Genomic DNA, 13473 nt, shown 5'->3' with positions numbered 1-13473 from the left:
ATTGATCGACAATGAATGTCGTGCTTCGCTCACGCTCGATTGAACATTACCGCGAGTTGCCCTCCCGAACATGACCCGATTCTGGACGATAAAGTTCCTCAGAACGATCCTCACGCTCTGGTTCGTCGTCACCTTCGCCTTCGTGGTGCTGCGAACCTCCGGCGATCCGGTGGTGGCATTGATCGGGGCCGACGCTTTGCCCGCCGAGATCGAGCAGTTCCGGCGGCAATGGGGCCTCGATCAGCCCCTGTTCGTCCAGTACCTCCGCTATGTAGGTCAGATGGCGCTCGGTGAGTTCGGGACGTCCCTGCGCGACCAGCGCCCGGTCATCGATATCATCATGGAGCGGCTTCCGGCGACCCTCGCGCTCGGGCTCGTGGCCTACGGCGCCGCGCTCGTCATCGGCATTCCGGCCGGGATCGCGGCCGCGCTTCGGCGAGGCCGGACGCTCGACCGTGCGATCATGGCCTTCGCGGTGTTCGGCTTCGCCTTGCCGAACTTCTTTCTGGGCATCCTGCTCATCCTGTTTTTCTCCCTGTTTCTCCAAATCCTGCCTTCTTCCGGCTCCGGCACCCTCGCGCATCTGGTGATGCCGGCGATCACCCTTGGCACGTTCACCGCCGGAACGCTCGCGCGCTTCACCCGCTCGGCGATGCTCGAGGTGCTCGATCGTCCCTACATGCGGGCCGCGGCGGCGAAGGGGGTGCCGGCCTGGAAGCGCGTCCTGTTCCACGCCCTGCCGAACGCCGCCATCCCGATCGTCACGGTGATCGGCCTGAACCTCGGGCAGCTCATCGCGGGCGCGATCGTGGTGGAGACCGTCTTCGGCTGGCCCGGCATCGGGCGGCTGCTCGTGCAGGCCGTGTCGTCCCGCGACCTCGCCGTCGTGCAGGCCCTCGTCCTCGTCATCGCGGCGACGATGGTGCTCGCCAACCTTCTCGTCGATCTGCTCTACGGCCTGCTCGATCCACGCATTCGGGGAGGTGCGCGATGAGCCGCCCGTCGGTACCGGTCCTCCTCGCGGCGCTCTTTCTCGCGGCCGTCGTCCTTGTCGCTCTGATCGGCAACGTGTTCACGCCCTTCGCGACCACGGATCAGGATCTGCTGAACCGGCTCGCCCGCCCGGCCTTTTTGGGCGGTCCCGCGGAATATCCGCTCGGTACCGACCGGATCGGCCGGGACATGGTTGCGCGGCTCGTCGAGGGGCTTCGGATGTCGCTCTCGGTGGCGCTCGCGGGGACCTTGATCGGGGCGGTCTTCGGCACGCTGATCGGCTTCGTCGCGGCCCATTTCCGGGGGCTCGTCGAAGAGGGTCTCATGATGCTCGTCGATTTCCAGGCCTCGCTCCCCTTCATTCTGATCGCGCTCACGCTTCTCGCCTTCTTCGGCAATTCGCTGACGCTCTTCATCCTGCTCATGGGCCTTTTCGGGTGGGAAACCTACGCGCGCCTCGCCCGCGGCGTCGTTCTTTCGGCCACCTCCCAGCCCTACGCCAAGGCGGTCGTCGCGCTCGGGGCGCATCCGATGCGGCTCTATCTCCGCCATGTCCTTCCGAACGTCGCCTCCGCGCTCATCGTGCAGCTGACGCTGACCTTCCCGCAGATCATCCTTCTCGAGACCTCGCTCTCCTTTCTCGGCCTCGGCATCCAGCCGCCGCTGACAAGCCTCGGGCAGATCCTCGGCGACGGGCGCGACTATCTCTCGACGGCATGGTGGATCTCGGTCTGGCCCGGCACGCTCATCTTCGTGATCACCCTCTCCATGTCGATCCTCGGCGATGCGCTGCGCGACCGGCTCGATCCGATGCTCAAGCAACGAACCACCTGAACCAGAGGAGTCATCCCATGATAACGAGACGCACCTTCGGCAAGTATTCCATCGGCGTGGGAGCATTGGCGTTTCCGGGGTATGCGCGCCCGCTCCGCGCGCAGGGCGAGCGTCCGACGTTGACCGTGGCGGTCGACAATCTCTGGGCCAACATCGCCCCGATCAACGGTATCTCGACGACGACGCGGCGGTTCTTCCCCAACTTCTATTCGCACCTCGTCGAACGGGACTACATTTCCGACGAACAGGGGATCGAGCTGAAACCCGGCCTCGCCACGGAATGGAGCCGCGACGGCAAGGTCTGGACGCTGAAGCTGCGCGAGGGCGTGAAGTTCCACAACGGCGAGACGATGACGGCCGAGGACGTGGCCTTCACGCTCGGTCCGGAACGCCTCTGGGGCGAGGAGCCGTTCGAGCCGCGCGGCAAGACCTTCACCGCGGGCTTCGTCCGGGTGGAGGCGGTCGACGACCTGACCGTCGAGATCGAGACGGCGGAAGAGGATCCGTTCATCCCCGGCAAGCTCACGGGGTATATCGGGTTCGTCGTGCCGAAGGCGTACTACCTCGAGGTGGGCGTCGATGCGTTCGGACAGGCGCCCGTCGGGACCGGACCCTACAGCGTCGCGACATTCCGCTCCGGCGAAGTGCTCGAACTCGAGGCGTTCGACGAGTACTGGGACGGCCCGCCGCCCGCCGCGAGGGTGGTCTGGCGCATCGTGCCGGAATTCGCCGGACGGATGGCAGGCCTCGTCTCGGGCGAGTTCGACTTCATGGTCAACATCCCCACCGACCAGGAACCGCAACTCGAAAGCTACGACGGCGTCACCGTCGCCCGCGCGCTCGCCAGCAACTACCCGGCCTTCGCGTTCAACACGCGCGCCGACCCGGAGAACAATCCCCTCGTCGACGTGAATCTCCGCAAGGGGATGGTGCAGGCCATCGACATGCATGCGATCGTCCAGGCGCTTTTCGGGGACAAGACGTTCCACCCCGACGTGCCCTTCAACTTCCCCGAATACGGCGATTACTACCGCCCGGACATGGAAAACCCCTTGCCCTACGACCCGGAGGCGGCGCGCGAGAAGATCGCGGCATCCGGCTATGACGGGCAGGTGCTCGACTGGCACATCACGCGGCAGTTCTATCCCAACTACGAAGCCGCGGCCGAGATCATGGTGGAGATGTGGCGGCAGGTCGGGGTCAACGTGCGTGCCGAAATCCTCGACAATTTCGAGCTCGTCTACACGCGGCCCTACCACATGATGAACATGTCGATGTCGACGGACTTCATCCCCGGCGACCCCTACCAGCCGCTCTGGCTCGATTGGGGCCCGACCTCGAGCCGGGCGACGGCGCAGTGGAAGACCTGGGATCCGACGCCCGAATATCTCGCTGCGGGGCGCGAGTTCGAGGCGGCCATCACCTTCGAGGAGCGTCAGGCGGCCTTCGAGAAGCTGCGCCAGGCCTGGCTCGACGTCTATCCCGGCTATTACCTCTGGAAGAGCGTCTACAATTGGGCGCACCGCGCCGATATCGAGTGGATCGCGCGCCCCGACGGGGAGATGCGGATGTTCGGCGACTACCTCACCTTGCCGGCATGAAGTACGCGCTGCAGGACATGACGGTCGCGGAGTTTCGCGACCGACTGCCCGAGAATCCCGTCATCCTCCTGCCTCTGGGCAGCCAGGAGGTGCAGGGCCCGCATTGCCCGATGGGGGATTTCGCGCTGACCGCCGACATTGCGGATGCGGTCGCGCAACGCTCGGGCGCCGTGACCGCGCCCTGCCTGCCCTTCGGATGCGCCGAGTTCTTCCGCCCGTTTCCGGGCGGGATGCAGCTCCGCGCCCCGACCTTCCGCGCCGTGATCCGCGATATGGTGGAGGCGTTCCTCGATCATGGGCTCGACCGGGTCCTGATCCTGAACGGGCATTCCTCCAATGCGCCGCTGATCGACGAGACCCTGCGCGACATCCGCCGGGCGAGCGGGATCGCCGTTCCGTCCATCGACCTCTGGCGGTCGATCCCGTCCGATCTCTGGACGCGGCTCCACGGCGAGCGCGCGCATGAGGCGCGAGGTCATGGCGGCGATCCGATCACCTCCGTCTGCATGTATCTCCACCCCGAGAGGATGCGTCCCGACCTCGCCACGCCCTCCGTCCGCGCCGCGGCCTTCGGGTTGCCGACGGTCGGGGCCGGCGGGGTCCTCTTCGACGGTGCGACAATCGCCCTGCCGCTCGATGCGGACGAGGTGAACCCCGACGGCATGATGGGAGGCGACCCGGCTCTCGCCTCCGCCGAGATCGGACGCGCGATCTTCGAGCATCTGGTGGATCACTGCGCCCGTTTCGTCACTCACCTGGCTGAGCGCGACCCGCGCGATCCCATGGGCACGGGCGCGCGATGACGGAACCGCTGCTCGACATCCGCGACCTCCGCGTTCCGCTTCCCCCCGGCGCCGACCGACCCCTCGCGGTCGACGGGCTCGACCTCACGCTGGAGAAGGGTGAAATCCTTTGCATCGTGGGCGAGACGGGCTCCGGCAAGTCGCTCAGCGCCTTCGCGACGATGGGCCTCCTGCCGCCGAACCTCCCGAAACCCACCGGCGAGATCCGGTTCGAGGGCCGCGACCTCCTTCGCCTCTCCCCCGCGGAGCGCAGGCGGCTGACTGGACGGCGGCTCGCCATGGTGTTCCAGGAGCCGATCGCCGTCCTCAATCCCGTCTACCGCGTCGGGGAGCAGGTGGCGGAGGTTTTCCGCCTGCACACTGATATGAAGGACGCCCAGATCCGCCGTCGCGTGATCGAGCTCTTCGGCGAGGTGCGGCTGCCCGATCCAGAGCAGATCGTCCGGGCCTATCCGCACCAGCTCTCGGGCGGGCAATGCCAGCGAGTGATGATCGCGACGGCGCTCGCCCTCGATCCCGCGCTCCTCATCGCGGACGAGCCGACGACCGCCCTCGACGTGACCACGCAGGCGCGCATCCTGAAGCTGATGCTCGATCTGAGGCGGACGCACGACACCGGCATCCTCTTCATCACCCACGATTTTGGCGTCGTAGCGGAGATCGCGGACCGCGTCGGCGTCATGCGTCACGGACGGCTTGTCGAGATCGGCACGGCCGAGGAGGTGCTGACCCGACCGAAGGCCGACTATACCCGCGAGCTTCTCGACGCGGTGCCGCGCCTCGAGCCGCGCGAGCGGCGCACGGATTTCGGCGACGTGGCGCTTTCCGCGCGCAACGTGAGCAAGACGTTCCGCACCCGGACCCTCTTCGGCAAGTTGCGCGAGACGCGCGCCGTCGACCGGGTCGATCTGTCGATCAGTCGCGGCGAGACGGTGGGACTGGTCGGCGAAAGCGGCAGCGGGAAATCGACGCTCGCGCAATGCGTGATCCGGCTCGAACGACCCGACGAAGGGGCGCTTTCGATCGCGGGGAGCGATTTCACCGACCTCGAAGGGGCGACCCTGCGCACCGCGCGCCAGCGGGTGCAGATCGTGTTCCAGGACCCCTACGCCGCGCTCGATCCGCGGCAGAGCGCGGGAGATGCCGTCGCGGAGGGACCGATCATCCACGGGGTCTCGCGCCGCGATGCGAGGGCCCGGGCGCGCGATCTGCTGGCGGCGGTGGGCCTCGATGCCTCGGCGGCGGAGCGCTTCCCGCACGAGTTTTCCGGCGGGCAGCGCCAGCGGATCTGCATCGCGCGGGCGCTCGCCGTGGAGCCGGATCTGCTCATCGCGGATGAAAGCGTCTCGGCCCTCGACGTCTCGGTGCAGGCGCAAATCCTCGATCTGCTCGCGAGCATGCAGAAGCGGCTCCGGTTCGGCATGCTCTTCATCACCCACGACCTGCGCGTGGCGAGCCGCATCTGCGACCGGATCACCGTCATGCGCGGGGGCCGCATCATCGAGGAAGGCCCGCCCGCGGAACTCTTCGCCAATCCGCGCGAGGCCTATACCCGCGAACTCCTCGCCGCCGTTCCCGGCCGCGAGGGGCATCTCTACACCGATCCCGCAAGGAACGAGTCCACATGAAAAAATACGCGATTGGACAAGATCCGGCCCGTCTTCCAGCCGAACTGATCACGTCCTTCGCGGGAATCGAGATCGCAACGATCGGTCATTTCCGCCATCGCGGCTTCGTTCACAATGCGATCCGCCCCCTCGGACGGATCGACGGGACAATGGCCGGCACGGCGATCACCGTTGCCATCCCCGGAACGGATTCGACCATGCTGCACCATGCTATCTCCGCGATCCGGCCCGGGGACGTGCTCGTGATCGACCGGCTGGGCGACGATCGACATGCATGCCTTGGCGGCGGCGTCGCCTTCGCGGCGAAGACGGCTGGTGCGCTCGCCGTTCTTCTCGACGGTCCCTGCACCGATGCCGAGGAGATCGCGGAGGTGGGGTTGCCGGTCTTCTGCCGCGGGATCTCGGCGATCACCTCGCGACTAGACGATCTGGGTGGCGCGCTGAACCTTCCCGTTGCGGTTGGCGGGGTTCCAGTCTTGCCGGGAGACCTCGTCCTGCTGGATAATTCCGGGGCGCTCGTCCTGCCCGCCGACGAAGCGGAGGACGTGCTGATCGAAGGCCAGGCGAGGCAAGCCCGCGCGAACCGCAACCGCGGCCGCATCGCTTCGGGCGAGATGCTGGGGGATCTCTCGGGCGCGAGCGCGAAAGTTCATGCCATTCTCTCCGACTCGACGTGAATTTGGAGCCCGTTTGATCCTAGCAACGGCCCCGGGTGCTTCCGGAGCGCATCGAAAGGCAGGGAGATCCGCGTCTGCATTCCAGTCGCGGATTCGTCGACAAGCTCATCCTGAACGCCGTGCGTCGCTCAGGCGGCGGGACCGGATCGAGATCGTGCGGGCAGGCTCGACTGTCGAAGAGGCGTTGACGGGCGGAATCCGACGGGCTTCCTCTTGTCTGTAGTCCCCTTACGCTCCCGGCGTTCACCATCAAGGGTCTGAAGTCAGAGGCCGATCACTCAGCGAAGTGTCCCACGCCTTCAGAAACCTGTCGCGTTTCGACTGATCGAGGAACGCCATGAGGCCGAGGCTCAGGCGGATCGGCAGGAAACTCCCCCGTCGCTCGGCGATCTGCCCAGAATGGGTTGTCGCAGGTCGGGACCGGGATCGAGCGGGATCAGCGGGGAAGACGCGGCCATGATGCTCTGTCCTGCTTCCGACAGGAGGAATTCGACGAAGCGCGTCGCGAGGGCCGGATGCCGCGCACTTTTCGGGACGAACGCTGTGCGGGTCATCATGAGGTTGTAGTCGTCGAAGAAATGAAGACCCACATGCGGCGCATTCCGGGTATACGCGGCGGCGTAGGAGCCGATCGTGTTGATCGCCAGAATAAGCTCACCGCGGGCGGTCGCGTCGAACATCTCCGACGTGCAGCAGAAGGTCCGCACACCGGCGCGCACCAGCACTTCGATCAGTCGCTGTGTCTGCGGTCCCTGCAGGCTGTCCTGCGTCGCATAGAGATACCCGATCCCCGAAGCGCCGACGTCGTAGGTCCCGATCCGACCCTCGAAGCGCGCCTCGTTATCGCGCACGAAGGCCGCGAGATCCTGGTGGTTGCGAGGCATCTCGTCTTCCGAGATGGCGCGACGATCATAGATCATGGCGGCGGGTTCGAACGTGAAACCGAAGAGTTCGGATCGCCAATTGGCCCGGTCGGGCGGAGTGGTCGCGGCGGAGAGATAGATGCGTCTTGCCATCTCCAGGTTCACCAGCGCCACCTGCAGGTCCATGGCGGAAGAGATCACGACATCGGGCTGGACGGTGAACCCCTCCGTCCTCATCGTCTTGTAAAGGCCTTGTTGTACCAAGCCTGCCTGGGATTCACATTGCGAGCCCAGCAGCATAGCTGGGCGGCATGTCTTAGCCCGTCCCGACCCGCTACCGCACCCTGAACTGGTCCGCCTAAAACGCCTCGCTGCGCGAGCGTGGGTCGTTGACCGTCTGGTTCGACCCTTCGACGCCTTGGCACGCGGTGCCATCGGGCAAGCGTGGCGGCCAACCGGTCTACGGCGACGCCGCGATTCAGGCTTGCCTGACGATTGAGGTCCTTTTCGACCTGCCGTTTCGTCAGACGACGGGCTTCGTCGCGAGCCTTCCGAAGCTGGCAGACCTCGACTGGCCGGTGCCCTTCGTCGGGCGATCCTTCCACTGGAAGGCTTGCTGATCCTCCTCAGTCTCGACGCTCTGCCGACGGCATAAGACCTAGGCCGTGCAGTTGCCTGACCGTGGTAGCGGCGACCCTTTGCACCTGCTCGTAGACAATGAGGCATCGACCGCCATCGGTCCGAGGACGATGCCGAATGGCGTCAAAGTCCGCGGCGAGGGCGAATGGCATGCCCGAAAGCATGGTGGAGCGCGCAGGCGGGTCTGGTGCAAGGTCCACCTCGCCGTCGATGAGAGCACGCTCGAGATCCGTGCAGTTGAGAGTTCACTGGCGAATGCCACTGGTCCGAGAGAGCCAGTGGACGGCAGCGGCGTCGGCGATGCGCCATTCGTCGGGGGATCGATCCACTGGATCGATCCCTGTTCCTCCTCATTGCCCGACCTGCTTGGCCAAGTCCCTGTGGACGAACCAATCGCATCCGTTACCGCCGACGGTGCCTACGACACCGTTCGCCAGCGGGCTTGAACCGGTGGCGCCGCGCCAGCTCACCTGCCGCGATGCCATCGCGCCCCGGGGCGCGGACGCGGTCGTGCCGCCCCGGCGCAATGCAAGGCCGTTGAAGAAAGACAGCCCCGGAGCGACAAGCAGGAACGAGGCGCTGCGTGCCATGATACGCCTCGGCCGGACTATCTGGCGGCGCTGGAGCGGATACCATCGCCGAAGTTTCGCCGAGACGAAAATGAACTGCATGAAGCTGCTCGGTCAGAAGCTCATGGCCGTTCGGCATCGGCCTCGGACCGATGGCGGCTCGATGCCTCGCCTTCGACCGACAGACCGCCGAGCTTCAAATCCGCATTGCCATCCCGAACCGCTTCACCGCCCTCGGCATCCCCGTCACGCAACCCGTCGGCTGACATAGGCAACAAAGAGGAGAAACGCGGCCTTCAGGCGTTCCGCGCAACAGAGCCCGCCTACGTTGCGATCCACCATTTCGCGCGGATCCTGCTCCTCGTTCTGATCGTGCCGGCCTTTCTGCGGATACTACAGGTGGGCGAGGCTCGCTGACGCTTCAGCAAGATCGGGGCGCGCGATTAACGATGGCTGACGCACGCGAGCCGGGGATGCCGGCGAGGTGGAAAGCCGATCTGGGCAGCTGACGACCGAAGAACTGGCGATCTAAGATCATAGCTTACATCAGCGCCCGAGCGCCGCGGATCACCCCGGCGTGAGTTATGGGGCGGAGCTCTGAGTAAGCGACTCCCTTAATCTCTTTCGCCGCGCTGGCGTTCCGGTTGGCGGATTTCCGGCTATTGATCTCGACGAGGTACTGAGCGAGCTCCGCCAAGTCGCCTTCGACGGCCTCGGCTAGATCCGCGACTGCTCCGCTGTCCGGTCGGGGAAGAAGTAGATCGACCGGATCCCGCCCGCGGTAGCCAGCAGCCGTCCTTTCCCCTGAAAGTTCCGTGGGTATTCTCTATTCCTCGGAAGGGGACTTTCCGATCCAAAGCTGCTCGTCGGATCTTCAAGTCGTACCCTGCTCCCATAATTGTCGCCGTTCGGGGGGCAATTCCACTCGACGTTCGGACTTTTCCTGCCCGGGTCCTGTATCCCTGCCGATCGAGCCCGTAAACGCTCGAATGCGGGTAGAAGTAGTTGCCACCACGCGGGCACGGATATTCCAACAATTGGCAGTACGCTGGCGCCAGTAGCGCCGAGCGAACCCTATCGGCTTCCGCGTTTGCCACTAGCAGGGGAGGGTCGTTTGGGACCGCTGCCCCTCGTCTTAGCACGGTCTGGCTTGCTCGACGGGCTGAATCGCTTCGACGTGTTGGATGCGTCTCCGGCCTTCCCGGCTTTGACGCTCCTTCCGCTCTTCGCGGCAAACTTTGCCGGCTTCGTCGGTCTTGCGTCGCGGGGCGGCTTGGATGCCGCATCGGCACGGCGCGGGGGCTTTTGCGGTTTTGCCGTTGCCGAGGAGCGATCGACATCCATGGCGATCTTCGGATTGGGCTTGTCTCCGGCACTCGGCGCCGGCGCCTTGCGGTCGCGTGGGCGTTCCTCGGCCGTTTCTCGGGGGGAAGTGGCCGCGGCCGATCCATGCGGTCCGTCGATCCGCCGAACAGCGATCCCTTTCTCGATGACGCCATCGGGCCCCAGACCCTCCAGGAAGGCGGGCAGGGCTGCGGCGGAGATTTCCACGCTCGTCTCGTCCTCCTGCATCCGGATCGCGCCGACGGCGTCCCGGTCGAGACCGCCGGTGCGGCAGAGAAGCGGCAGCAGCCAGCGCGGCTCCGCGCCCTGCTTGCGGCCGACCGACAGGGCGACCCAAGCGCTATCCCCGAACGGGGTCCGTTCCTTCGGGGTCGGGCGTGCGCCTGCGGGGCTCAGTTCTTCAGGGGCCGAATGCTGCGTCCGGTAGAGGCGCAGATAGGCCGCCGCGATGGCGCGGGGGTCCCGGCTCGCGAGAAGGCGCTCGGCGAAGGCCGCCTCGCTGTCCGAGATCTCCTCCGCCCAGGTCGGGTCGGAGAGCAGCCGCTCTTCGTCTCGGGCCCGGATCTCCTCGGCGGTGGGGGCGGCGATCCATTCCGCGTTGACACGGGCGGTCTTCAGAAGGCGTTCGGCGCGCTTGGTCGCCCGGGACGGCACGATCAGGGCCGAGATCCCCTTCCGCCCCGCGCGCCCCGTCCGGCCCGAGCGGTGCAGAAGACCCTCGGCGTTCGACGGCAGCTCCGCGTGAATGACCAGGTCCAGGTTCGGCAGGTCGATGCCGCGGGCGGCCACGTCGGTCGCGACGCAGACCCGCGCCCGCCCGTCGCGCATCGCCTGCAAGGCGTGGCTGCGCTCGGTCTGACTCAGCTCTCCCGACAGGGACACGACCTGGAATCCACGATTGGCGAAGCGCGCCGTCAGTCGGTTCACCGTCGCACGGGTATTGGCGAAGACGATGGCATTCGGCGCTTCGTGGTAGCGCAGGACGTTGATGACCGCGTTCTCGACATCCTGCGGCGCGACGTTCAGGGCCTGGTAGGCGATGTCGGCATGCTGGGAGCCACCGGACTTCGTGTCGACCCGGATCGCATCGCGCTGATAATGCTGCGCCAAGGTGGCGATCATCGGTGGGACCGTGGCCGAGAACAACAGCGTGCGCCGCCCGGTCGGTGCCTCCCCGAGCATGAATTCGAGATCCTCGCGGAAGCCCAGATCGAGCATCTCGTCGGCCTCGTCGAGGACGACGGCGCGCAGCGATCCCATGTCGAGCGAGCCGCGCTGGATATGGTCCCGCAGCCGCCCGGGCGTGCCGACGACGATATGCGCGCCCCGTTCGAGCGCCCGGCGTTCGTCGCGCATGTCCATGCCGCCCACGCAGGAGACGACCCGTCCACCGGCTTTCGCGTAAAGCCATCCAAGCTCGCGCATGACCTGAAACGCCAGTTCCCGCGTCGGAGCGACCACGAGCGCCAGGGGCGACGCGGCGGGTCCGAAAAGGTTGTCCTCGCCCAGGAGCGTGGAGCCGATCGCAAGGCCGAACCCCACGGTCTTGCCGGAACCGGTCTGCGCGGAGACCAGCAGATCGGCGCCTTCCAGACCCGGCGCGGTGACGGCCTCCTGAACCGGGGTCAACGTGGTATAGCCACGCTCTTCGAGAGCGTCAGACAGGGAATTAATCATGGCGGGGCCGATCTGCGCTCGGGCATGCGGTGTCGCACTACGCGATCCATTGGGAGAAAGGGGACCCATAGATCGGGATCGTGGCAGTGTACATACGTTAAAGGCAGAGCGAAACGATGAGCCGTCCGACGGCGAAACTCTCGCTCGCTTCAGCTTTTGAGAAGATCAGGCCTACGCTGTAAACCCCATTTACTTGCAAGCGCCGTAACTGAGGCAGCACGCGATTTGTGCCGAGAGCATTCGTAATGTCACTTGGTTTCCCAAGAAGAAGCGTCATCAAGGCGCGGCGCAGGGAGTGCAGCTTAGGCTCAGGACCTCCGCCGAAGATGCTTTACAACCGGTGGAAGCGGTGGAGCGATATGGGGGTGTTCGCCAAGATCATGGATGGCCTGGCGGCCGATAGCCCAGAGCGCAAGACGATCATGATCGAAGTGAGCAGGGGAACGCCTTGCGTTCGGGAGATCCTGCGAAAGTATCCCAAAGTACATTGCACGGCCTCCAAGCTACGATTGAAAAAGGGGGGCGTGGCAGGCTGATCCGGCGGAGTTCGAGGATCAGGAAACGATCCAGCGGATCGTTTCACCGAGGACGGCGGTATGAACACCAAGCTCCATGCCATCACCGACAGCAAGGCCGTTTAGCTTCCGCACCGATGATCGCAATCGTTGTCACCTATACCTCCTGAAGGTTTCGCGCAGATACGCCCCGCGCTTGGCGGCGTGTGCCGTGGTGCGAAGCAAACGGCCCTCACGCGCCGAATGCACCGTCGATTGTGTACATCGCACCGGTTACGAAGCTGGCTTCGGGACCGGCCAGCCAGGCGACCATGCCCGCTACCTCTTCCGGTTGTCCGTGGCGCTTGATGTCCGTGAAGCTGTGCATGAGATCCTTCATTGGCCCGTCCGCCGGATTGGCGTCGGTATCGATCGGCCCGGGCTGCACGACATTGATCGTAATGCCGCGTGGTCCGAAATCGCGTGCAAGTCAGCGCGTGAGCCCCTGCAGGGCGGACTTGCTGAGCGCATAGGATGCCATTCCGGGGACGGGCATCCGGTTTCCGTTCACGGAGCCTATCATGATGATCCGGCCGCCATCCGGCATCTGCCGCGCGGCCTCCACCGAGGCGTGGTACGGCGCATGGACGTTGATCCGGAACAACCGGTCGATCTCGTCCGGGGGCTGCTTGAGCGCATCTCCGATGATCGCGATGCCAGAGTTGACCCCCAGGACATTGAGGGGGCCACTGTCCCTCACGCGGGCGATCACTGCGTCCCGATCGGCGCTGTCGGTCTGTACCGCGACGCTGCCCGTTTCCCTGGTGAACTGTTCGGCTGCCTCATGCGAACCGGCATAGGTGAACGTCACCCGGGCGTCCTCCTCGGCGAAGCGCCGCACGATGGCTGCACCGATGCCGCGGCTACCTCCCAAAACCAATACGGATCATGCCTCTGACGTAATTGCATGTCCTATCATGATGATTTGTAGTGGAGACTACATTATTAGCTAATGCCGCCGGTCAAGAGGTTTATAGTGGTGACTGGCCTTGTTGCAGAAAGCCTGCGTGGGATTCACATCGTGAGTCCAGCGACATAGCTGTCCGGCATGTCCAAGCCTGCGCCCACCCGTTGCCGCACCCTGAACGGGTCGAGTTACAACGCGTCGCTGCGTGAGCGCGGGTCTCTGACGGTCTGGTTCGACCCGGGCATGGCTTGGCACGCGGCGCCTTCGGGCAAGCAGGGGCGGCAGCAAACCTTCTCGGACGCGGCGATCCAAGCGTGCCTGACCATCAAGGTGCTGTTCGGCCTGCCGCTTCGCCAGACAACGGGCTTCGTGGCGAGCCTGTTG

At 65.4% G+C, this 13473-nt stretch carries 9 protein-coding genes and 3 pseudogenes; 9 read left to right on the top strand and 3 right to left on the bottom strand.

Going from position 1 to position 13473, the window contains the following annotated elements; all coding sequences use genetic code 11:
* The first annotated feature begins 70 nt into the window (after window positions 1–70).
* From LX81_RS13410 to LX81_RS13385, 6 genes are read left to right on the top strand one after another with little or no spacing between them, the layout of a single operon-like run.
* Entirely contained in the window at window positions 71–994 is a 924-nt protein-coding gene (locus LX81_RS13410) for an ABC transporter permease (protein WP_111537840.1), read from the top strand.
* Complete coding sequence (locus tag LX81_RS13405; RefSeq protein WP_111537839.1) at window positions 991–1827, top strand: ABC transporter permease; 837 nt, start codon at window positions 991–993, stop codon at window positions 1825–1827. Before LX81_RS13410 ends, LX81_RS13405 begins: the two co-directional genes overlap by 4 nt.
* Before the next feature lie 17 nt (window positions 1828–1844).
* On the top strand, window positions 1845–3428 hold the full coding sequence (locus LX81_RS13400; protein WP_111537838.1) for an ABC transporter substrate-binding protein: 1584 nt from the start codon (window positions 1845–1847) through the stop codon (window positions 3426–3428).
* A complete protein-coding gene (locus LX81_RS13395) occupies window positions 3425–4231 on the top strand; it encodes a creatininase family protein (protein WP_211322765.1) in 807 nt (268 codons plus the stop codon). Before LX81_RS13400 ends, LX81_RS13395 begins: the two co-directional genes overlap by 4 nt.
* Window positions 4228–5859, top strand: a complete 1632-nt coding sequence (locus tag LX81_RS13390; RefSeq protein WP_111537837.1) for a dipeptide ABC transporter ATP-binding protein — start codon at window positions 4228–4230, stop codon at window positions 5857–5859. The genes LX81_RS13395 and LX81_RS13390 overlap by 4 nt, the downstream gene beginning before the upstream one ends.
* A complete protein-coding gene (locus LX81_RS13385) occupies window positions 5856–6536 on the top strand; it encodes an RraA family protein (RefSeq protein ID WP_111537836.1) in 681 nt (226 codons plus the stop codon). The genes LX81_RS13390 and LX81_RS13385 overlap by 4 nt, the downstream gene beginning before the upstream one ends.
* A 350-nt stretch (window positions 6537–6886) precedes the next feature.
* Here LX81_RS13385 and LX81_RS13380 read toward each other — a convergent pair whose 3' ends face one another.
* Window positions 6887–7636: an ABC transporter substrate-binding protein gene (locus LX81_RS13380; RefSeq protein WP_170133941.1), complete on the bottom strand. Its 750-nt coding sequence runs from the start codon at window positions 7634–7636 to the stop codon at window positions 6887–6889.
* A gap of 134 nt (window positions 7637–7770) precedes the next feature.
* On the opposite strand from LX81_RS13380, the pseudogene LX81_RS13375 reads away from it, so the two are divergent.
* Window positions 7771–8873 (top strand): annotated as a pseudogene (locus LX81_RS13375) (transposase).
* 808 nt (window positions 8874–9681) lie between these two features.
* Here the strand turns inward: LX81_RS13375 and LX81_RS13370 are convergent.
* Complete coding sequence (locus LX81_RS13370; protein ID WP_111537834.1) at window positions 9682–11628, bottom strand: DEAD/DEAH box helicase; 1947 nt, start codon at window positions 11626–11628, stop codon at window positions 9682–9684.
* Window positions 11629–11945: 317 nt separating this feature from the next.
* Between LX81_RS13370 and LX81_RS22835 the strand changes: the two are divergent.
* Window positions 11946–12260: pseudogene (locus tag LX81_RS22835) on the top strand (hypothetical protein); the annotation flags it as partial.
* 115 nt (window positions 12261–12375) lie between these two features.
* On the opposite strand, the pseudogene bdcA reads toward LX81_RS22835, so the two are convergent.
* A pseudogene (gene bdcA / locus LX81_RS22830) lies at window positions 12376–13056 on the bottom strand (SDR family oxidoreductase).
* Between the two features lie 174 nt (window positions 13057–13230).
* On the opposite strand from bdcA, the gene LX81_RS13355 reads away from it, so the two are divergent.
* On the top strand, window positions 13231–13473 hold a 243-nt coding region (locus LX81_RS13355), incomplete at its 3' end, for a transposase (protein WP_211322762.1).

The organism is Palleronia aestuarii (assembly GCF_003253995.1).
GTDB lineage: Bacteria > Pseudomonadota > Alphaproteobacteria > Rhodobacterales > Rhodobacteraceae > Palleronia > Palleronia aestuarii.
Note: the sequence above shows the minus strand (reverse complement) of the source record. Positions and strands in the feature narration are given on the sequence as shown.

Bases quoted from the DNA above. Each gene is read 5' to 3' on its own strand.
- LX81_RS13410 (WP_111537840.1), top strand. From the start codon at position 71: ATGACCCGATTCTGGACGATAAAGTTCCTCAGAACGATCCTCACGCTC.
- LX81_RS13405 (WP_111537839.1), top strand. From the start codon at position 991: ATGAGCCGCCCGTCGGTACCGGTCCTCCTCGCGGCGCTCTTTCTCGCG.
- LX81_RS13400 (WP_111537838.1), top strand. From the start codon at position 1,845: ATGATAACGAGACGCACCTTCGGCAAGTATTCCATCGGCGTGGGAGCA.
- LX81_RS13395 (WP_211322765.1), top strand. From the start codon at position 3,425: ATGAAGTACGCGCTGCAGGACATGACGGTCGCGGAGTTTCGCGACCGA.
- LX81_RS13390 (WP_111537837.1), top strand. From the start codon at position 4,228: ATGACGGAACCGCTGCTCGACATCCGCGACCTCCGCGTTCCGCTTCCC.
- LX81_RS13385 (WP_111537836.1), top strand. From the start codon at position 5,856: ATGAAAAAATACGCGATTGGACAAGATCCGGCCCGTCTTCCAGCCGAA.
- LX81_RS13380 (WP_170133941.1), bottom strand. From the start codon at position 7,636: ATGAGGACGGAGGGGTTCACCGTCCAGCCCGATGTCGTGATCTCTTCC.
- LX81_RS13370 (WP_111537834.1), bottom strand. From the start codon at position 11,628: ATGATTAATTCCCTGTCTGACGCTCTCGAAGAGCGTGGCTATACCACG.